Annotated in this window: 19 protein-coding genes; 3 read left to right on the top strand and 16 right to left on the bottom strand. The window is 35.3% G+C overall.

The annotated features are described in order from the left end of the window. Positions 1-145: 145 nt before the first annotated feature. The 3 genes from JRG66_RS00920 to JRG66_RS00930 all read right to left on the bottom strand — a co-directional run bounded on the left by JRG66_RS00920 (position 146) and on the right by JRG66_RS00930 (position 3,284). Entirely contained in the window at positions 146-679 is a 534-nt protein-coding gene (locus tag JRG66_RS00920; protein WP_265163858.1) for a dihydrofolate reductase family protein, read from the bottom strand. A gap of 72 nt (positions 680-751) precedes the next feature. Next, complete coding sequence (locus tag JRG66_RS00925; protein WP_265163859.1) at positions 752-1,486, bottom strand: helix-turn-helix transcriptional regulator; 735 nt, start codon at positions 1,484-1,486, stop codon at positions 752-754. 451 nt (positions 1,487-1,937) lie between these two features. Continuing rightward, positions 1,938-3,284: a capsule assembly Wzi family protein gene (locus JRG66_RS00930; RefSeq protein ID WP_265163860.1), complete on the bottom strand. Its 1,347-nt coding sequence runs from the start codon at positions 3,282-3,284 to the stop codon at positions 1,938-1,940. A 93-nt stretch (positions 3,285-3,377) separates the two neighbouring features. On the opposite strand from JRG66_RS00930, the gene JRG66_RS00935 reads away from it, so the two are divergent. Next, complete coding sequence (locus tag JRG66_RS00935) at positions 3,378-4,124, top strand: tyrosine-protein phosphatase (protein WP_265163861.1); 747 nt, start codon at positions 3,378-3,380, stop codon at positions 4,122-4,124. On the opposite strand, the gene JRG66_RS00940 is transcribed toward JRG66_RS00935, so the two are convergent. The 8 genes from JRG66_RS00940 to JRG66_RS00975 form a co-directional block, all read right to left on the bottom strand. Continuing rightward, a complete protein-coding gene (locus tag JRG66_RS00940) occupies positions 4,121-6,511 on the bottom strand; it encodes a GumC family protein (protein ID WP_265163862.1) in 2,391 nt (796 codons plus the stop codon). The two genes, JRG66_RS00935 and JRG66_RS00940, sit on opposite strands and share 4 nt — an antisense overlap. After that, a complete protein-coding gene (locus JRG66_RS00945; RefSeq protein ID WP_265163864.1) occupies positions 6,511-7,308 on the bottom strand; it encodes a polysaccharide biosynthesis/export family protein in 798 nt (265 codons plus the stop codon). The genes JRG66_RS00940 and JRG66_RS00945 overlap by 1 nt, the downstream gene beginning before the upstream one ends. Before the next feature lie 3 nt (positions 7,309-7,311). Further along, complete coding sequence (locus JRG66_RS00950) at positions 7,312-9,294, bottom strand: polysaccharide biosynthesis protein (RefSeq protein WP_265163865.1); 1,983 nt, start codon at positions 9,292-9,294, stop codon at positions 7,312-7,314. A 19-nt stretch (positions 9,295-9,313) separates the two neighbouring features. After that, positions 9,314-10,453 (bottom strand): DegT/DnrJ/EryC1/StrS family aminotransferase, encoded by a 1,140-nt coding sequence (locus JRG66_RS00955; protein ID WP_265163866.1) that lies wholly within the window; start codon positions 10,451-10,453, stop codon positions 9,314-9,316. Then, positions 10,446-11,057: an acetyltransferase gene (locus JRG66_RS00960; RefSeq protein WP_265163867.1), complete on the bottom strand. Its 612-nt coding sequence runs from the start codon at positions 11,055-11,057 to the stop codon at positions 10,446-10,448. The genes JRG66_RS00955 and JRG66_RS00960 overlap by 8 nt, the downstream gene beginning before the upstream one ends. A 1-nt stretch (position 11,058) precedes the next feature. After that, positions 11,059-11,664, bottom strand: a complete 606-nt coding sequence (locus tag JRG66_RS00965; RefSeq protein ID WP_265163868.1) for a sugar transferase — start codon at positions 11,662-11,664, stop codon at positions 11,059-11,061. Between the two features lie 62 nt (positions 11,665-11,726). Then, a complete protein-coding gene (locus tag JRG66_RS00970; protein WP_265163869.1) occupies positions 11,727-12,461 on the bottom strand; it encodes a DDE-type integrase/transposase/recombinase in 735 nt (244 codons plus the stop codon). A 107-nt stretch (positions 12,462-12,568) separates the two neighbouring features. Continuing rightward, complete coding sequence (locus JRG66_RS00975; RefSeq protein WP_265163870.1) at positions 12,569-12,868, bottom strand: transposase; 300 nt, start codon at positions 12,866-12,868, stop codon at positions 12,569-12,571. A gap of 202 nt (positions 12,869-13,070) precedes the next feature. Between JRG66_RS00975 and JRG66_RS00980 the strand changes: the two genes are divergently transcribed. Together JRG66_RS00980 and JRG66_RS00985 are read left to right on the top strand one after the other, a co-directional pair. After that, positions 13,071-13,736: an acetyltransferase gene (locus JRG66_RS00980; protein WP_265163872.1), complete on the top strand. Its 666-nt coding sequence runs from the start codon at positions 13,071-13,073 to the stop codon at positions 13,734-13,736. Further along, positions 13,736-14,695 (top strand): glycosyltransferase family 2 protein, encoded by a 960-nt coding sequence (locus JRG66_RS00985; protein ID WP_265163873.1) that lies wholly within the window; start codon positions 13,736-13,738, stop codon positions 14,693-14,695. The genes JRG66_RS00980 and JRG66_RS00985 overlap by 1 nt, the downstream gene beginning before the upstream one ends. Before the next feature lie 95 nt (positions 14,696-14,790). On the opposite strand, the gene JRG66_RS00990 is transcribed toward JRG66_RS00985, so the two are convergent. The 5 genes from JRG66_RS00990 to JRG66_RS01010 form a co-directional block, all read right to left on the bottom strand. Continuing rightward, positions 14,791-15,969 (bottom strand): glycosyltransferase family 4 protein, encoded by a 1,179-nt coding sequence (locus tag JRG66_RS00990; protein ID WP_265163874.1) that lies wholly within the window; start codon positions 15,967-15,969, stop codon positions 14,791-14,793. 152 nt (positions 15,970-16,121) lie between these two features. Beyond that, positions 16,122-17,258: a glycosyltransferase family 4 protein gene (locus tag JRG66_RS00995; RefSeq protein WP_265163875.1), complete on the bottom strand. Its 1,137-nt coding sequence runs from the start codon at positions 17,256-17,258 to the stop codon at positions 16,122-16,124. 11 nt (positions 17,259-17,269) lie between these two features. After that, the gene (locus tag JRG66_RS01000; RefSeq protein WP_265163876.1) at positions 17,270-18,118 is read right to left on the bottom strand and encodes a glycosyltransferase family 2 protein; all 849 of its coding nucleotides are present in this window, start codon (positions 18,116-18,118) and stop codon (positions 17,270-17,272) included. Between the two features lie 8 nt (positions 18,119-18,126). After that, positions 18,127-19,128: a polysaccharide deacetylase family protein gene (locus JRG66_RS01005; RefSeq protein ID WP_265163877.1), complete on the bottom strand. Its 1,002-nt coding sequence runs from the start codon at positions 19,126-19,128 to the stop codon at positions 18,127-18,129. A gap of 149 nt (positions 19,129-19,277) precedes the next feature. Then, entirely contained in the window at positions 19,278-20,381 is a 1,104-nt protein-coding gene (locus JRG66_RS01010) for a hypothetical protein (RefSeq protein WP_265163878.1), read from the bottom strand. Positions 20,382-20,423: the final 42 nt, after the last annotated feature.

A 20,423-nucleotide genomic window follows, 5' to 3' on the forward strand; every position in this document is an offset into this window, starting at 1 on the left:
GTCTTTTATTTTAAAAGTCAAAAAAAGCTTAGTGCTCAATTGAAGCACTACACATTAGGATCGACCTTATATTTATTAATATTAAATAATTTTAAATATAGCATTTTATTCCACATATGCTCAAAAATTCCTGGCGGTCCATGTTTTATTTTTTCCGTTTGTAATTCAGTTGCACCAATCCGGTTTCAAATGATTTTGCTTTTACAAATTCCAGTAACTGTTCAGGTCGACCATCATTAAATAATCTTGTTCCATCCCCTAACAAAACGGGAATTACAGAAATAATAAATTCATCAATCAAATCATATTTTAACAGTTCATTAATTACTTCTGCACCACCATCACAATATATATTTTTACCTTCTTTAGATTTAAGTTGTTCTATTAAATCGGGGATTTTACCTGTAAAAAAAGTTGTTCTGCCAATACTTGGCCTGTGGGTTCTTGTTATTACATATACATCCCTTTGTCCATTATCGTAAAATGCTGATCCAATTTCCTGAAGAACATAATCATAGGTTTTTCTACCAATAATAAAAGTGTCAATTGTATTTGTAAATTCACTATAACCATAGTCTTCACCTTCTTTTTCCACGTGCTTTAAGAAACTCAGATCGTTATTAGGTTTTGCAATGTAGCCATCTAAACTTGTGGCAATAAAAAGTGATATTTTTCTCATCTGTTTCAGGTTTTAATGATATGGCAAAATTAATTTTAGACAATCATTTACGCTGTGTAAAAAAGCGACATTTTAAAGCATCGATGGAGAAAATCCTGTATTACGTTTGATTTCATTATTAAGATGTGAATGGTCATAATAACCACATTCAAATGCAATATCTAGTAAACTGTGATTTTCACTGGAGTTCTTGATTAGGTTCAAAGCATTTTGAAAACGAATTATGTTTGAATATTCTTTTGGTGAAATCCCTATTTGGGACTTAAACTTTCTTTCTAATTGCCGCACCGTAGTATGATTTCTCCTTGCAAGTTCTGAAATTTTCAATTTACCATTTGCAGAATGAATATCACTGATTATGGAATGCAGCACATTTTCTTTGCTTCTAATTCTGTAAAAAAAATACTGATTGAAATAGTGGAAATGGTTTGCAAGTATTTTATCAATATTAAATGAATTGATTTTTTCAAATTGTACTGTATTATCTGTCAGTTCATCCTGTGCCACATAAGTATAAAAATTGGTGAAACTTGCAGGTTTAAGGCATACTCCTAGCAGGTGTGTGTTGCTGTCGATAAAACTGTCTTTAAAAGAAGTCATTGCACCAACCACATAGGTTTTTCCGAATTCCATAGATACAGAACCATTGTCGGTCAAACAGGCTCCACCTAAATTCATTACTAAACCTGCGCAGCCATCTGGAAAATTTCGCTCCCAATGGCTGTCAGAGCCTTCACCTTTTAGTTCCCAATAGGAATGAATAAAAGGTGCTAATTCTTTGTGTGGTGTTGTTTCTATGTATTTCATCTGGTTCGTGATGTTGTTAAAAATGACAGCCAGGATTCTGAATATTAAGACGAGCCTTAGAGAATATGGAATACACCTTAACCATCAATAATTAATTATTACCTCAGAAAAATAGTTGTCAAAAAAGCCATTTTTGGATAGGCATTTTGTAACGGTCTATAGTTTAATTTTCAGTCGTCAAATCGAAAGTATAAAATTTTACACATCTCACTCTCTCCAATGACTATCCTCTTTTACCATTGATTATAACCTATAGGAATAAGAATAAACTTTTTCCAGAATCTCTTGAAGCTAACAGTTATGTCCAGTACTTATATAATACTTAATGGAATGTTTGAAAGAGGATATGATCTCGCTATTTTAGACCTACAGTTCAGATCCTGCAGATTTTAAAACAGTAATTATTATCAACATTTCTTAAACAATATCTCCTATAAGTGAGGTGATAATTTTAAAAAAACCTTTTTGAAATAGTCAATCCTATACCGGCGTTAGATGATTCAGAGGAGTGAAGATCGGCTCCAAATTGTAAGTTTACGTGTACATATCTCTGCCAGACATTAGCATCAAGATACAGGGATATAATACGTTCGATGGGTTTGGAAGTTCCGCTTTTAGCACCGTAATTTCCCCGATAACTGGCCAAAAATTTATAAGGATATTCATAAAAGGCCGTACCAGTTAAGCCTAAGTGATGTGCAACAATGTTATTATGTGCCACTCTAAACCTATCCTCGTCGAGCATTATGAAAGGCAGCCCTATAATTCTATTTTCATAAGTCCAGCCTGAACGGTAAAGGTGATTGTTAAAATAATTATCCTTTCCGTCAGTAGTTGGATAATTTTTACTCTGATTGCGGGTAAAATAATATTCATACATAAAAGCCTGCACCCATTTTTCTGGTTCCCTATCAGAAATATAGATGCCGTAACGCCCGTCGGGGGTATTTCGAAGTTTTATGCCAGAAAAATCTTCAAAAATAGTATTGTAGATCAATGAAATATCAAAATGAGAAAATGAGGTATTCAACTGAACTTCGTAGCCGCCCAAGTGATTTCCAAGACCATTAACCTCCTGCTCACCCACAAAGCCACCACCTCCTACAAGACTACCTCCTGTTATGACTTTAATGTAGTCGTTGAGACTTGCAGGTAAATCACCATACTCTGGAGATTTACCAGCCCATTGTACATAATGATGTCCGCCTGCTACTAATTCTACATTATTAATCCCAGTGTATATAAAATGAAAACTTTTATGATGGATTCGGGGCATTTGTATAAACCTGTCACGTTCATCCGAAAAAAACTCTTCCCAAGAAGCCTTAATTCCAATTCCGGCACGTTTTAAAAGCGTTAAAGGCTTCACCTTAACACTAAAACCCGGAACTGGCCGTGAATTTAAAGACCATAATACACTTTCATTTGTAGCACTAATTCCTCTAAAAAACTCATCCCTTTGTTTTCTTCCTGCATATGCTTCTACCCATTTGTTTTCATAGTTTACAAAAAACTCGTCCAGCTTCACTTCATCCGAATAACCATCACTGTAAAGAAGGCCAATACCTGCAGAAAGAACTCCACCATTTCGAAACATATAGTTTCCTGTACCGGTTAACCATGAACTTAAATTAGTTTTTTCATTGATTCTTCCACGTTGGTTGGAATGCAGCCAGAAAGGACTCTCTTCACCCGAATAGACAAGCCCCTGAGCAGTACCTCTTACTGAATAGTTTACTTCCTGTGAAAAAGCTGCTGAAGCAGACAGCAGAAACATAAAAGTGAGCTTTTTTATCACATTTTAATTTTGTGTCGTAAATGTAGTATTCTTCCGCTAAAGCCCAATAGACTATGAAATAAAAACATTATTTTTAATCTATAAAATAAATAAATGTTTAGTTTCTTTCAGAAAAAAATCTTCCTCAAAGATTATCTTGACGGTTTTATTGATATCCACAACCATGTCTTGCCAGGAATTGACGACGGCGCATCAGATGTAGATACTTCGATCAGTCTTTTATATGACTATCAAAAACTGGGAATTCGAAAAATAATTGCCACTCCTCATGTCATGAATGATTACTACGCCAATACTCCTAAAAGTATTAGAAGAGCTTATGATCTACTTATGACAAAGCTGAATACGCTTGATGATTTGAACATAGAGATAAAGACTGCAGCTGAATATATGATGGATCAAGATTTTATGGCCCTTATAGAGAAAAAAGAATTACTTTGTTTAAAAGAAGATATGGTTCTGGTAGAAATGTCTTATTTCCAGCCACCAATAAATCTTAATGAAATTCTATTTCAGCTTCAAACTCAACAATATAAACCGATACTGGCTCACCCGGAGCGCTATGCTTTTCTACATTCCAACTCTCTTAGAAATTACAAGGAACTCAAAGACAGGGGATGCCTCTTTCAGTTAAATGCACTTAGTCTTGTTGGCCATTACGGAAAAAACATGAAAGATATAGCTTACCGGCTTCTGGAAGAAAAGATGATCGATTTTATAGGAACTGATACTCATCAGGCAAGACATTTAGAAAAACTCTCAACAGCCAGTATCTCTTCAAAAAAAGCAGAGATACTGCGTCCAATAATTGACAATACAAAAAAAACGTTTGTATTTTAACTTCTTCCGAAGAAACGTTTTATTGAACCGACGAGACCTTTCTTATCGTCATCTGCACCATATCCATAACCGTACCCATAGGAATAACCGTACTTAGCTCCATAAGAAAATTTGGAGTAATCAACATCATTAAGAACCATTGCTAAACCTTTAAGTTTACCTTGTTGTTTTAGATCTTTAGGGAAATCAAGTAATTTCTTTTCAGTGTAACCTGCTCTTACCACATAAAGGGTAGTATCGGCAAGCTGACTTATCAATAGAGTATCAGTAACTATCATGGTTGGAGCAGTATCTACAATAATGAAGTCATAATTACCTTTTTGACTTTTCAGCAACTCTTCCATACGATCATTCATCAGTAGTTCTGCAGGGTTTGGAGGTATTGCTCCTGAGAAAATAACATCTACAGGTATATTATCCTGTTTCATTGGCTGAATAACATCTTCCGCCCTAATATCCATATCGTATAAATAATCTGAAAGACCTTTTGTTTCTAAAGGATTACCAGCAAATTTGTGTAATCTTGGATTACGCACATCTGCTCCAATTAGAAGAATCTTTTTACCTGTACTAGCTAAAGTACGTGCAAGATTAAAAGAAATAAAAGTTTTTCCTTCCCCCTTAATCGTAGAAGTAACAAAAATGACTTCTGCTTTATCTTTATTTCTTGACTGAACCAGGTAAGCAAGATTGGTTCTGAGTATCCGAAATGATTCGGCCAAAGGAGAACGATCATTTAACTGTATCAATTCGGCCTCATCCTTTGTTATCTTTGGTATTTCACCCAAAAAGGGTACATGCTTATTGAGGTACTGCAAATCACCTTTATGGTGAACTTTAGTATCAAGAAAATTGACAACAAAAATAATTAGGAGTGGAATTACCAGGCCAATCACCCCTCCTCCCGTAAGAACCAACCATGGCTTAGGATCTACAGGCTCACTATAGGTAAAGGCCGGATCAATAACTTTAGCTACCGGAGACGTGGCAGCAAAAGAAATAGCAGATTCTTCACGCCTCTGCAGGAGAAACAGATAAAGTTGTTCTTTTATCGCCTGTTGACGTTCAATACTTCTTATCCCTTTTTCAAGTCCAGGAAATGAACTAAACTGTCCTTCTGCCCTCTGATCTAACTGGTTTAATTCCCTTAATTGAATACGAATGGAACTACGCGTCTGCTCAATATTATTTAAGATATTTTCCCTTAAGTCATCTAATTGATCACTAATAGTCTGCACAACCGGATTTTGAGCAGTACCGGTTTTTAAGTACGCATTCCTCTGAAGCACTAGTTCATTATATTGACCAATAGCAGATCCCATCCCCCCTTGTTCCAATCCGATTCCTTCAGGTAAAAGTTGATAAGGTTTAGCGGAACTAAGTGTACTTTCAATTCCTTCCAAAATCATTAGTTGGGTTTCCAAAGTGAAAATTTCTTGTTCAGCCATAGTAGATTTGGCCATATACTCACCTGCACTACTTCCCACATCCATAAAGCGATTTTCACTTTTAAAATCTGCTATTCCTCCTTCAACAGAATCAAGTTCGTGAGAAATCAGTTCCAATCGCTGTCTTATAAACTCAGCTGTATTTTCGGCTACCTGCCTTTTATCAGCTACTCCATCGGCATTAAAATGAACCATAAGAGTATTAAGAAAATCTCTGGATTTTTCGGGCACTTCTCCTGTGATGCTAAGCGACAGAATGTCTTTAGCTTTTCCTTGTGGTGCTACGACCATCTTTGAGATATATTCATTGGCTACCGTACGTATGGGACGAACAACAATATTTACAGTATTATTAGCCCCTAAAGAAATTTGATTTGGAGCAATAAGAAAACGAAGTCCTCCTATTTCAAGTGGCTCACCAAATTCATAAATTCCGGAAGAACCATTTGCGGTTTCTAATCGAAAAGTTGTCGCAGACTGGGGCGTAACCAATATATTTAGCGAAGACTCATGAACAACTTTTTTATCAGTTAAGAACTCAATTGAAATGGGGCTATTTTTATAAGCTTCTACAGCAATAACCTTTCCTTCTATAAAATAGGCAACATTAAAATTTAAATCATCAATCACCTTTTCAACCAAACGCTTGGATTTGAGTGTGACTATCTGATTATCCAGCGAGTTATCATTAATAGCTAATATTGAAGTACCACCAGAGGGGAGGGCCCCTACCATCCCGTTTTTTTCTTCGCTAAGAATCATCATTGAGGCCTCTGTAGTATAGGCAGGAATGGTATAACGGTTATAAAGATACGCAATGAATAGGCCGAGTAAACAGCCGAACACAAGCCATTTCCAATGTTTTAGATATTTAAATATCTCTGCCTTAAGATCGAAATTGGATTCTTCTTTCTCTGAAAATTCCTCTAATTCTTCCATTAAATGTTATTGAATAATACAAATAAACTAAATGCTGTGGTAACAATAGAGACCAATCCCTGCCAGCTTGTAATAAATCCTGCAGATTTCACTTTGCGATATGTTGGCTCCACATACACTATATCATTTTGTTTCAAATAATAAAAAGGATTTTGAAAAATATCGACACTGGTGAGATCCAGAATTTCATATTTCAACTCTTCGTTATCCTGCCTAATAACTAAAATTTTGTCCCTTTTCCCGTCATAACTAATATCACCAGACATCGCAATAGCCTGAGGAACTGAAATACGCTCATCTGTGACATTGATTACCTGACTACCAGTTTCTCCCATCACAGTAACTTTAAAGTTCACAATGCGAACTCTTACTACAGCATCTTTTAAATATTTATCACGAAGCTCGGTGGTTAAATTTTCCTGCAGTTCTTCTCTGGTTTTTCCGGCCACATGAATTTCCCCCAAGACAGGAAAATTAATATTCCCATCGGAATCAACAAGGTACCCAGTTAAAGCAGCGTTATTCCCCCCTCCACTTCCGTTATTTTGAGCATTAGCTTTAAGTTGAAAAGGTGCCGCCAATTCTTCATTCATTGAAGAAACATCAACACGTAAAATATCATTAATTTCAATTTCAGCCTGAAAATCATCAGGGGCAGCCATATTAGGAAGTCGTTCAAAATCCTGGAAATAAACAACATCTTTCCTGCTAGAACATGAAGAAACTAATAAGACTCCTAATAAGACTACTAAGTAATTATATAAAGAAAGAAAATTATAGGATTTAGATATTACCATTGTTTAATTGGTTTTTTCTTGCGAAGGATGTTGTACTGGTTCTTTATCTAACTTTTCAAAAGTAGAATTATTGCTCTTAAATTCAGGAACTAGAGCTTTTAATTCTGCAACAACCTTATCGCTTTTCAGTTTTGCAGCCACCCTGATAATAGTTTCTATCGAAAAATTTATTTTTTGGTAATTCCCGGGTTGATCAATTGCGATCATGATCTTCTTGTGATGAGTGGGTAAAGTTTTACTTTTATTGCTCAAAAGTTCTTCAAATAACTTCTCTCCTGGCCTAAGACCTGTAATTTTTATACCAATTTGCTTATTGGGAACAAAACCTGCTAATTTAATCATCTTCACAGCAAGATCCATAATTTTTACCGGTTCGCCCATATCAAAAATAAAAATCTCTCCTCCATTTCCCATTGCTCCTGCTTCAAGAACTAACTGACAGGCTTCAGGGATAGTCATGAAATAGCGAATTATATCTGGATGTGTTATAGTTACAGGCCCGCCATTTTCTATTTGTTTTCTAAATAGTGGAACCACAGAACCATTTGATCCCAAAACATTTCCAAACCTGGTTGTTATAAATTTAGTTTGTCCTGGTTCTTTACATATTGAATGATAAAGAGCCTGCACATACATTTCAGCTGCTCGTTTAGAAGCACCCATAACATTAGTTGGGTTCACTGCCTTATCTGTTGATACCATAACAAAGTGTCCCACATTATGTTCCACAGCAAGATCTGCAAGGTTTTTTGTACCCTGAATATTTACAAACACTGCCTCATGAGGATTCTCTTCCATTAAAGGAACATGCTTGTATGCTGCTGCATGATAAATCACATCTACTGATCTTCTTTTTAAAAGAAGATCAAGCCTTTTACGATTTGCAACATCGCAGATTATACATTTAAAATTCAGATCGGGAAACTTAGACTGAATTTCTAATTGTAAGTTATGAAGTGGAGTCTCAGCCTGATCTAAAATGAGAAGCAACTTTGGCCCATATTCCGCAACCTGCCGGACTATTTCACTCCCAATTGAGCCCGCACCACCAGTCACTAATATTACCTTTCCTGTGAGTTGTTGGCGCTTATTTTCTTTGTTTAGCAAAATAGGCTCACGATCTAAAAGATCTTCTATCTGCAAAGATTTGACTTTGTGAGAAACAGACCGCTCATCTTCATAGTCGGCCACAATGGGAGCATTAAAAACCTTAATATTGTTTTCCAAACAGTCTTCTACAACCGCGAATTTTTCTTCAGCGGTTAAAGTATTTTCAGAAAGAATTAGAGCAGAAGCTTCTAATTTTTGCGCCTCTTCACTTATCTTCAGACCATTATATATAACGGGTTTCCCTAAAATCCTGATGTTTCGCCTGGTATTATCATTCGTAATAAATCCCCTTATATCAAAACGCTTTGGATGCTCAATTTCTAAAGCACCTGCTATAGAAATGGCGTTTTCATCGGCTCCAAATACAATAGCTTTTTGCAAACTCTGGCTTCTTTGAGTCCTTTTAAAATATTCATAAACCTGTTTTACTGAAAGTCGAAAAAGAAACAGGAGGATAAAAGACACAAGAAAATAAAAAATAAGACCAGCTACCAGATAAATCTTTTCCCCAATAAGAAAAAATGTAAAATAATTTATAAACAATAGCGTGATAAAAGTGCTAAAGCAAGCGAGCATGATCTTTAGTGCATCCAGATAAGAGGAGTGCCTTATTAATCCGGCGTAAGTTCTAAAAACAAAGAAGAAGAAAATATTAACCCCTATTGCCAGGAACATACGTTGGGAAAGAGACAATAAATCATAAAAATGAGAAGTGAGATCCTGTAAAGCTATAACAGTCAATATGTCAGCAATTACAATTAGAGCTACATCAATTCCCAAAATAGCCCAACGGGGCAGATATTTAATATTTCTAATATCCAGCCGATTTTCAGAGGCCAAGATTTGCTCAAGGGCTTTATTTAACTTCTTCCCCATAACTTTTATTTAGAGCATCTTATTTTTTAAAGAAGCTTAAGATGGCATCACTAATCCGATTTTTTTCTTCTTTGCTTAAATTTGAACCGGAAGGGAGACACAAACCATTCTTAAAAGCTGATTCAGCTACTCCATTACCGTAAAACGGAGCGTCTCTAAAAACTGGCTGCAGGTGCATGGGTTTCCACAAAGGTCGGCTTTCAATGTTTTCATTTTCTAAAAACAATCTCAAATCCTCAGTTTTAAAAACTCCATTCTCTTCAGATTTAATAACTGTGAGCCAATGATTGCTAAAGTACGTATTTTCGGGCTCACTGAACACTTTTACTCCCTCAACTGTACTGAATAACCCTTTATAAAATTGATTCATCTCTCTTCGCTTCGATATATGTTCCTCCAAAACCTCCATCTGTCCTCTTCCAATCCCCGCAGCTATGTTACTAAGTCTATAATTGTAACCTATTTGGCTATGTTGGTAGTGAGGGGCCTCATCTCTTGCCTGTGTCGCCAAAAAAACTGCCTGTTGTTTCAATTCTTCACTTTTTGTGACCAGTGCCCCACCTCCCGAAGTAGTGATTATCTTGTTCCCGTTGAAGGAAAGAATAGCAAAATCTCCAAACGTGCCACATTTTTGCCCTTTATAGGAGCTGCCAAGTGCTTCTGCACTGTCTTCTATTACAGGAATACCATAGCGAAGAGCAACTTCATGTACCTCGTCTACTTTATAAGGCATTCCGTAGAGGTGAACAGCTATAAGAGCTTTAGGCTTTTTACCTTTTGATATTCGATCTTGAATGGCTTCTTCCAAAAAAACAGGAGAAATATTAAGAGTTTCCTCTTCACTGTCTATAAACACAGGAGTTGCACCCTGATACACTATGGGATTTGCTGAAGCGGCAAAAGTAAGACTTTGACAAAGCACCTCATCCCCTCTTTCAACACCTGCTAAAATGAGAGCCAAATGAAGTGAAGCTGTCCCTGAACTCAAAGCAGCTACATGGATGTTCTCCTCCCTTAAATAACTCTGTAAATCTTTTTCAAATCCATTAACATTGGGTCCAAGGGGAGCTATCCAATTCTGTTCAAAAGCCTCACTAATATAATTTTGCTCTTTACCTCCCATATGAGGTGAAGAAAGCCATATTTTTTTTTCACTCATCTTCTTTACTCAATATTTTAATAACCCTACCAGGGTTACCTACCACAGTAGCATTATCTGGCACATCCTCAATGATTACAGCACCAGCACCAATAGTACACCACTTTCCTATTTTTATTCCAGGAATAATAAGAGCCCCAATACCTATATGAGTCCCTTCTCCTATTCTAGCACCGCCAGCCAAAATTGCCCCCGGAGAAACGTGCACAAAATCTTCCAAAAGACAATCATGCTCAACCACACATCCTGTATTTAAAATACAATGTTTCCCTAGAATTGCATCAGCATTAATGGTAGCACTAGCCATTATAACTGTTCCAACACCCATCTCCACAGTTTCATCAACCACTGCATCTGCATGACTAACACCACTATAAAAATTCTCCTTGAGCATTGATGAAATTTTCTTTCGCACCCTGTTATCACCAACAGCGATTATAGTTTTTCTTTTTAAAATTTCCGGGGTTACTTCATGAACTACGGGATAATCGTAAATACCTGTTATAGAAGCATTATCATCAATAATATTATGAATTTCTAGCATTCTAGAATGTACTAAATTTATGATAACCTTCGCATGACCGCTTGCCCCGTATATATTCATATCAATTATTGCCGTTAAAAGGTTCCGTCGTTGCCATATTCACTGTATTCACTCCCTCAGATTTTATCACTTTCAGGAACGTCATCCAAATAATCTTGAGATCCAAAATGAATGATAAATTCTCTACATACCAAACGTCCAGATCAAATTTCTTATTCCATGAAATAGCATTTCTTCCATTTACCTGAGCCCAACCTGTAATTCCGGGCTTAACAAAATGTCTTTTTTTTTGATGAAGGGTGTATAGCTTGAGATACTCAGGAAGCAAGGGTCTTGGACCTACAAGACTCATATCTCCCTTTAAAACATTAATCAACTGCGGAACCTCATCAAGAGATGTTTTTCTCACAATCTTTCCTATTGAAGTGAGGCGCTCAGCATCGGCGAGTAACTTCCCACTATTGTCCCTCCTGTCATTCATAGTTTTAAACTTAATAATCTTAAAGATTTTCCCGTCCTTACCCGGCCGCTGCTGGACAAAAAAAGGGTTATCCCTATTCGCCATTAATAGTAAAAAAGCTATTAGCAAAAATAACGGGAGAAGAAAAAAACAAGCCAGGAAAGCTACTAAAAAATCAATAAGAGGTTTAAAATATCTTCTGTACACAAAGCTGATTTTTTCAGGAGCAAACTAAAGGAATTATACTTTTAATCCGTCGCAAAGATATGTTAAATTGAGGGGATGGAATTACGGAAAAACGTAATTGTTGTTAACTCGTGAATACGTTGATTGGTTAATAAGGTGTTGGTGTTATAATTATTTACGCCCTTTTTTACCTGGCTCTTTAGTTGATTAAAAGTTTGAGGCTTACAGCGGACTATATATTCCTCTTTAATGGTCCTGTTGAGTCTTTCGGCGTATGTATTGTCCTGTGCACTTAAAACCATACTTATTGTGGTGGAATTAAATTCTAAAAGATCAGTAGAAGACTTATAAGTGTATTGACTGCCTCGATCTGAGTGGTGGATCTTAGGAGCTTTATGGTCTTTTAAAGCCATCTTCAGAGCCTTTAGGTTTGCTGTTCCTCTCATTTGATCAATGACTCTATATCCCACTATTTTCTTAGTGTAAACCTCTATAATAAAGACTGCAAAATAAAATTTAACTTTTACCCGATAATAAATGATTTCGCTTTGCCATACCACCGAAGGAGCATTGATTTCTATGCCTTTAATCTTATTTGGATAGTAAATCTTTCCTGCAACAGTGGTTCGCCCTCTTCCAATAAAATCAGGCTTTTGGGTATAATACATTTTCTCCACCCCACAAACAGAATGGTCTCTACGAATATCAACGGCATCAGACATGAACTCCATTAATTGACGATCGAACAGCACTTGCCTCCGTGCATATTGATGTACAGCTTGTTTACTGATTCCAATGCATTCATAGAGTTGGTCCATGGAGTAACTCACTTTTGCTCTGTTTTCCCTGAACCAGCTGATTGTGGAGTGCTGTAGTTTTTTTTAATGTCAATTTCGAGCTCTGTCTTGGCAAGCTCAATCATCTTTTAAAGATGATCTAGCTGTATCTGTTTACATCCTAAAGCTGCTTCAAGTTCTTTGTTCCTGGCCTCCAGCTCTTGCATTTTTTTACTGCTACTGTCTTTCATTTCTACGACTCTAAATCTTTTCTCGTTAAAGGTAGAATATTTATAAATCCAGTCGTAAATTGACTTATTACTGACCCCATGAAGCTTCTCTAGTTGAGGAACGCTAAAGTCTCCACTTTCAAACTCTGCTACAATCTGTATCTTGAATTCAACAGAATAACGTCTGTACTTCTTTAGTAAACGAATGATTGACTTCATATAAGTTGATTTAGTGGCAATATCTTTTTAAATCCATATATCCTTTAGAGGAAAAGTTGATCTAAATTTCAGATTATTATGATAAAACTTTACAAAAAATACTTAAATATAAATTTCCAATCTCCAGCTTCTGCTATTTTGCAGTAAATTACCTGTTGATGATCTTTGTACATTTGGTAGATTTGAAATTTAAAAGGATGTAATGGATAAAAAAGAACTAATTATTTATGGAATTGGTCGGTTTGCGGAGTATGTTCAATATGTTTTTGATCAAGATAGCTCCTATACTGTTAAGGCATTTTGTATAGAGAACTCACTATATGATGCCGAAAATAATCAACTCCCTTTACCTCTCATTTCGCTAGACGAATTTCTGGAGAAATATACTCCCAGCCAGTACACAGTATTTGTAGCTGTCGGAAATAATGAAGTTCGAACTCGAATTTTTTCGATTTTTAAAGAATACGGTTATTCTCTGGCTAATTATATTTCAAGCAAAAGTAGATTCTGGCCTAATCTTGAACTGGGAGAAAACATTTTTGTAGACGAAGGTTGTGTATTACAGCCGTTCATCAAACTTGAGGACAACATAATCCTCTTCACTTCCCAAATTGGCCATCACAGCCATATTGGCAAAAACAGCTTGATGAGTGGTGCAAAAACAGGGGGAAATGTAAGAATTGGTGAGAATTGTTACATTGGTTTGAATGCATCAATAAAACAAAACCTGACTATTGCCGATAATACGATAATAGGGATGGGATGCATTATGGAAAAGGATACCAATAAAAATGAAGTATATACGCATAAAGGAACCTTAAAACGTAAAATCTCTTCTATACAGATATCCTCCCGATTCCTGACGTAATGAATTTGAAAGAATTTAAGGATAAGTATCAGAAAGTACAGGTAGAACATTTTCAGCATAGCTCCACGGATACTCCTGAAGTATCTGTCCTGGTTCAAACATTTAATCATGGTTCCTACCTGGAAGATTGCCTAAAAGGAATCTTGGAACAAAAAACAGATTTCCTAATAGAAATTATATTGGGAGAAGACAACTCCACAGATAATACTATAGAAATCTGTAGAGATTATGCAAAGAAATTTCCTGAAAAAATTAGGTTGTTTCTTCATCATCCCTCTAATAAAATAAAAATTCTTGGGAGAACTACGGGTAATTTCAATGCATTCTATAATCTTCTAAATGCAAGAGGAAAATATATTGCATTTTGTGAGGGCGATGATGTTTGGATGGATCCTTATAAAATTCAAAAACAGGTAGATTTACTGAAAACCGGGGAGGATTTTGCCTTCACATATCACAGTTTTCTGGAGGTCAGGGAGGACCTTCAACTTATTCCTCAGGAAAATTTTGTGGAGCAACCCAGAAAGAATATAAAGAGTATAGAGCTAAAAAAACTGATTTATCACCCTCTGTTATCAACCGTTTGCTTTAAAAACTTTTTTAAGGAACAAATACCTGAAGAAATAATAGAAGTTTTGAATGTGGATAGTTGCATAATTAGTATTTTAGGGAATTACGGATGTGGATATTTTCAGAGCGAAATAAACAGCTCTTTGTACAGGAGACATGAAGGAGGAATTTGGAGCAAGAAATCAAAGTTCTCTAAGTATAAATCAAAAATTCTTACCTATTCTAAATTAAAAAAATTTTATTCAAATAGGGGTGATAAAATGGTATCGCAATATTTTGAACAGAAGATTAAATGGGTTCAAAAAATGCATATTGCAGGGGCATTAAAAAGTGGTAGTTTTTATGTTGCAATTCGGGCCTATATGAAGATGCTCCTTAAAAATTACTAATAACCCTAGCCAGTAATGGAAAGATTGCGAACACCAAAGATTATGAATCTAAACAGGTTCCCAATTACCTATTTTATGAGGGGCCTATAACATTTTTATTCGATTGTCTTTATTAATTTCTGATATTCCTGTCGAATTGCCTCCCAAACCATTTCCTGTTTATACCTATTAATAATTTTTAGTCTTGCTTCTGATCTTAACTCATTCCGGAGATCTTCGTCAAATAAAACCCGGCGCATTGCTTCCTCTAGTTTAGCTATATTTTTAGGGGGAATAATTAGTCCGTTGATTTCGTTTATAATTATCTCATTACAACCATTGATATTGGTAACAATAGCTGGAAGACCCATCGCACCTGCTTGCATCACAACATTTGGAAAACCTTCCCGGTAACTAGGGAAGACCAGGACATTACTTATTGCAAAATAAGGACGTACATCTGCCTGGAAGCCCACACTTAAGATATTAGGATTATCTTGGATTTCTTGTAACGTTTTTGGTTCTAAGGGATCAAATTCAGATTCGAATGGTCCCACTAAAAGCAATTTTGGGGTAAATTGTTCCTCCCCTAGCTTCTGGAGATTAGAATTTAATAAATTTTTGAAGGCAGTAACCAGCTCATTTATTCCTTTATCCCCCACAAGACGGCCAACAAAAACAAAAACGAAATCTTTTGAGGTAATACCAAGTTTCTCGCTTAAAAGCTCTTTTTCCCGTGGGGTTATTGCATCAGGATTAAAATGGGAAGTATTTATACCATTTACATTACCATTAGCCAAAACCTTTAAAGGTTTAAATGTTATTTTATAGCGGATTAGATCCTGTTTTACTCCTTCCCCTTCAGGATAGACGTGAGTTGCAAAAGCACATAAACTTCTATCCATAAAGATCAACAGCTTTTTAAAGGCACCCTTTTTGGAAGGGAACACCAGCCCGGTAAAGGTGTGAATTCGAACCGGTACCCCGGCAAAATATCCGGCAGCCATACTTAATAAACCGGCTTTTGGTGTGATTGAATGTACTATGTGCGGGTTTTCCTTTTTAAAATATCTGTAGAGCTGCCACAATGATTTTAAATCTTTTACAATATTAATATTACGCTGCATTTCAATAGCAACTGTAGGCACCTGCTCTCTCTGAGCCACCTCATCGAGGTCTTTACCCTTCCCGGAAATGGCGATTATTCTATAATTGTTACTAAGATAAGAGAGCTGTCCTTTCAGTAAAACATTTAAGGATAACGGTATAGTGCTAACACGGATTATTTTAAACATAGAAAATAGGTGAAAAAGGGAAATACCTAATAACTGAAAGCCGATTGTTGGAATAATGTATGAATTATTAATTTAATCTAACGTTTCAGTAGTACCAAAAAATTAAATTTGGTTATTACTTAATCTCCGTTAATTTATGAGCAAATTTTACATTAATGGTGTGCATTAGCAGTTCCCACTATTTTCCGATAAAAGGATTCATAATGTTTACTTATTTCTGTAATATTAAAATTTTTGTGCGCGTACTGTAGGGAATATTCTGTTTTTTCCTCCCAGGTAGATGTTTGTATAGCTTCATTAATTTTTTCAGTTAACCCTTCAATGTTTCCAGGTTTGAAAAACAGGGCGTTTTCCCCCGGCACACATTCTCTATTTTCTCCAATATCTGAAAGAATTAGAGGTTTTTTTGCAATAATTGCCTCTATCAGGGCTCCTGGAAGCCCCTCATAATAGGAAGGAAAAACAAAATAATTGGAAATAGCCAAAAGCTCAGCTATATCTTCCCGATATCCCAACAACTGTACTTTTAGGCCAAGGTTCAGTTCACCAATTAAATTCTCAAGTTCTTCACGAAAAGGTCCCTCCCCGGCAATAATTAGTCTTGCATCATCATGTTTATCACTTACCTTTTTAAAACTTCTCAATAAATCAGCCTGTCCTTTACCTTTTTGTAATCTTCCTACATTTAAAAAAACTTTCTTATTTATTAAATTCAGTTGAACTTTTAAACTCTCTAAATTCCCCTTTTTCTTTTTTTCAGATCTTGCTATATCTCTTCCTCTGTAAATAACTTTAATTTTATCAGGGGGAATACCTAACGCACGGCTATTAGTTTGTTTTATTGTATGGGAATTTGAAATAAAATAATCTACATTTCCTGAAGTTAGCCTATCCTGTATTTGGGTAAAAAATAATTTTAACCCTGCCACAGTGGGCAATTGGCTGTATCGATTCCTTCCATAAGAATTACTTACAAAACTTCCAACAAGTAAAATTTCAGGATGAATTCTTTTTAGTTTCCTGGCAATCATATCTGCCCGAAATAAAGTAGAATGTATTATGTCTGGTTTTTCTTTTTGGATTATAGGGTTCAACAACTTTACTGCTTCCCTATATGCATACTTCGAAGAAATATTCAGTGAATACACCTTTATACCATTTCTTTCCAAAACAGTTCGCAAAGCATTACCTTTATAGAGATGTACAAATACTGGAGTTATCTCCTGTAGATTACAAGCTATTTCCACCAGACTTCTTTCGGCGCCATATCCCTCCAGGGTGTCAATCACATAAAGAATTTTCATGAGAATAGACTAAAATAAAAAAATTTTAATAAAGGCTTAGTCTTCCAGGGAGCTATTAACCAAGATTTTTTATAAAACTTTAGAGCAGCGACAGGCTTTCCTGATTTTTCCAATACATAAGCTATAAGGTAATTTATTTCAAAATTTGATTTTCTATCCTTTAGATATCTCTTCCTGTGCTTTTCATACATATGAAAATACGAGTGTATTCTATTTTCTAGTGAATTACTGGTTCTATGGGTTGTGTTTACATAATTAAACAGCAGACTTTTATTGATGATTTTAACTTTTAAATCTTTCTTATTACTTACCCTCATGCCCAATTCATAATTTTCTCCGAACTTCATGCTTTCATCATAACCGCCGACGTTTAGAAAAACCTGCTTTTTGTAACAAATGCTCCCCGCTAAAAAACTAGCTATTATTCCATTATAAATTTTCCCTAGTTTCACAGGTCTCCAGATAGATTTTTTTCCATCAATAAATTTTATTACCTGCCAACAAATAATATCATATCTATAAAATTCGGCTTTAATTAAAAAACTCAACAAATCTTTATGTAGGGTGTCGTCAGAATCTAAAAATATTAGGTATTCTCCGTTTGCTATTTCTACTCCCTTATTTCTTGCAGCAGAAACGCCTTTATTTTTCTGGTAAAAATATCTGATTCTCCTGTCCGTTAAAAAAGGTAATAATTTAATCTTTGTATCATCAAACGATCCATCATCCACAATTATAAGCTCCCACACTTCAGTTTCCAAGTCAATTACGCTCTGCACAGCCCGGACCAATAAATCGCCCCGATTATAGGTAGGTATTATAATAGAAATTATTCTAGATTTCACACTTTCCTTTAATTTCCAAGTATTCTAGCATGTCTATGACTCTTCTCAATTGTAATATACTCACCTATTTCCTCCATATTTGCAGTTTGAAAATCATATTTTTTTTGTAAATCATAGAAATGGTCCAAAATTAAATTTAAATCTATTAAACTTTCTGCAGGACAATCTCCAAAGTTATGAGGATGCCACCATAAATGGTAAATTTCCTGATTTTTAGCAGCCATGGTCATTTCATTTTTAATTCGCTCAAGTTTCAGCTTTCTCAAAAACCAATTACCTTCCACCGGACGGAAAAATCTGCTGGCCATTTGTTCCACAGGTAATCCACTCTTTAAAGGGATTTCTGAAATCGAATAAGTTTTTTTCCCAAACGGTAAATAAGCATCTCCAGAGCGAAAAAGTCTTGTGGAAAATGATATTGATTGTGTATCCTGCCAATACCATGAAACAGGATTAGATCTCACATTTTTAATACCCATATCCATACAAATTTTTAAGTATTCTACCTTAAATTGATTTCTTGGGAAGACTAAAGAACTCAGTTTAATATTTAACTTCTTAGCTACTTCAAGAGCTTTATGAAGATCCAGGGCAAATTCCTCTTTTCTTTGTCCCTGCTCCCTACAATAATAATGGGAATATGTATGAGTTCCCACTTCCTGCCCTGGGGTTTCTTTTATCTGCTGAATAAGTTGGGGTGCAAAAACCAAATCTTTAGTTTTAGAACTAATTATTGATTCACCAAATCTATAGGCAGAAAGGGACGGGTTATTATAAGAGGGAGTCTCCGCCGGATAATTACTTTTCCATTCCTCCCAACTATCATTAAACAACATTCCAACCACAGCCCAGGTAGCATGTATACCGTACTGTTCAAAAGATTTTAGAACAAGAGGCACAAATTTTCTTGTATTCTCAAAATACTCCACTTTTTTTTTATAATCAACTACATCAAAGACTCCCCATAGAAGCTCAAAATCCAGGGAAATCACAAAAGCTCCATTTTTCATTGTTCCTATAAATCATTATTGGCACTGGGGCCTGCTATTAACCAACTTTTAATAGAAATTATTAATCAAAGAATTTTTCAGTTTATCGATCATCATTAGTTCTTGTTAATAGAAGATTTTATTAGCTTTCTCATCGTCATACACGTAAATTACCCTACCATCCTCCTAGATGCAATCTCCCTAAGTTGTTTTAATTTAATGATTCTATTGTATTTCTTTTCTGCCAAATAATAATAGATCACAAAGAACAAAAAATACATTACCATTTGTTTTTGTCTCATTATAATCCCTAGATTGGACATAATAAAAGTCATGGCAAAAGAAGTCAAGAGAAAAATCACAAGACTCATTTTTACAAAAGATGGAGAGCGTTTTATAAAACTTAAAAAATCTTTATTTAAAATTTTTAAAAAGATAACCAGGTATAAAAGGTTTTCAAAAGATACAATCAGGCCAAGGACATTCGGGGCATCAATAAAGAGAGGTCGAAACCAAAAAGTAAATAATTTCAAAGGTAAAGGGTACGAAGCCATATCCACTCCCGACCCGGCCTTTTCACTAAGATTTTCTGCCCTATCTCCCGTAAAATTTTGAAAGTCTTCAATAAGATTTTCAGAGCCCTGCAAATTAACTACGGCTAAAATTTGGTCCTGCACAAGAAATACACCTCCTAACATACCAACAACCACCAATATTTTATTAGTTACAGAAATTTTCTCTTTTCCTGTAATAAATCCCGCAACGGCTCCTACAGCAAGAAAGAGAAAAACATGTGGTCTAATGTAAAACACTATTATAGATGCCAGTATTAAAGTGAATAATCTGGCCTTTGGTTGAAAAATTGAATAGGCAAACATCATGGCACCCATAAAAATGGGTGCTCCCTTACCAAGGGATGCAGTCCAAAAATGCATATTAGGTAAAAACAGGAGAAGAGTTAAAAAATCGATTTTTTTAAATAATTTTACTTTTAATGGGATTTTTTCTCTAAAAAACAAATAGGAATAAATAAAACCTACAAATCCCATCCAGGAAAAGGCAAGCATTAACATTTCATAAGAAAAACCTAAGGAATAAAATGGATAACCTAAAAAGTTAATGAATTTTGTATCTGTTCCAAAGGTCTCTAACCAACTTAGGTGAGAATAGTCATTATAAAAGCTGAAATAGGAATGGGAATCGGATAAATTATTTGATGCATACCACAAATAAACTCCGTAAAAAAGTAAATGATAAATATATAAGAGGTTCATCAACCGCTTATTAAAAAACGAATGTTTTTTTTGATAAAAACC

The sequence above is a fragment of the Salinimicrobium tongyeongense genome, from assembly GCF_026109735.1.
In the GTDB taxonomy this organism is placed as follows: Bacteria; Bacteroidota; Bacteroidia; order Flavobacteriales; family Flavobacteriaceae; genus Salinimicrobium; species Salinimicrobium tongyeongense.

Coding starts and splice junctions, on each gene's coding strand:
- JRG66_RS00920 (WP_265163858.1), bottom strand. CDS start 679: ATGAGAAAAATATCACTTTTTATTGCCACAAGTTTAGATGGCTACATT.
- JRG66_RS00925 (WP_265163859.1), bottom strand. CDS start 1,486: ATGAAATACATAGAAACAACACCACACAAAGAATTAGCACCTTTTATT.
- JRG66_RS00935 (WP_265163861.1), top strand. CDS start 3,378: ATGTTTAGTTTCTTTCAGAAAAAAATCTTCCTCAAAGATTATCTTGAC.
- JRG66_RS00940 (WP_265163862.1), bottom strand. CDS start 6,511: ATGGAAGAATTAGAGGAATTTTCAGAGAAAGAAGAATCCAATTTCGAT.
- JRG66_RS00945 (WP_265163864.1), bottom strand. CDS start 7,308: ATGGTAATATCTAAATCCTATAATTTTCTTTCTTTATATAATTACTTA.
- JRG66_RS00950 (WP_265163865.1), bottom strand. CDS start 9,294: ATGGGGAAGAAGTTAAATAAAGCCCTTGAGCAAATCTTGGCCTCTGAA.
- JRG66_RS00955 (WP_265163866.1), bottom strand. CDS start 10,453: ATGAGTGAAAAAAAAATATGGCTTTCTTCACCTCATATGGGAGGTAAA.
- JRG66_RS00960 (WP_265163867.1), bottom strand. CDS start 11,057: ATGAATATATACGGGGCAAGCGGTCATGCGAAGGTTATCATAAATTTA.
- JRG66_RS00970 (WP_265163869.1), bottom strand. CDS start 12,461: ATGGACCAACTCTATGAATGCATTGGAATCAGTAAACAAGCTGTACAT.
- JRG66_RS00975 (WP_265163870.1), bottom strand. CDS start 12,868: ATGAAGTCAATCATTCGTTTACTAAAGAAGTACAGACGTTATTCTGTT.
- JRG66_RS00980 (WP_265163872.1), top strand. CDS start 13,071: ATGGATAAAAAAGAACTAATTATTTATGGAATTGGTCGGTTTGCGGAG.
- JRG66_RS00985 (WP_265163873.1), top strand. CDS start 13,736: ATGAATTTGAAAGAATTTAAGGATAAGTATCAGAAAGTACAGGTAGAA.
- JRG66_RS00990 (WP_265163874.1), bottom strand. CDS start 15,969: ATGTTTAAAATAATCCGTGTTAGCACTATACCGTTATCCTTAAATGTT.
- JRG66_RS01005 (WP_265163877.1), bottom strand. CDS start 19,128: ATGAAAAATGGAGCTTTTGTGATTTCCCTGGATTTTGAGCTTCTATGG.
- JRG66_RS01010 (WP_265163878.1), bottom strand. CDS start 20,381: ATGAACCTCTTATATATTTATCATTTACTTTTTTACGGAGTTTATTTG.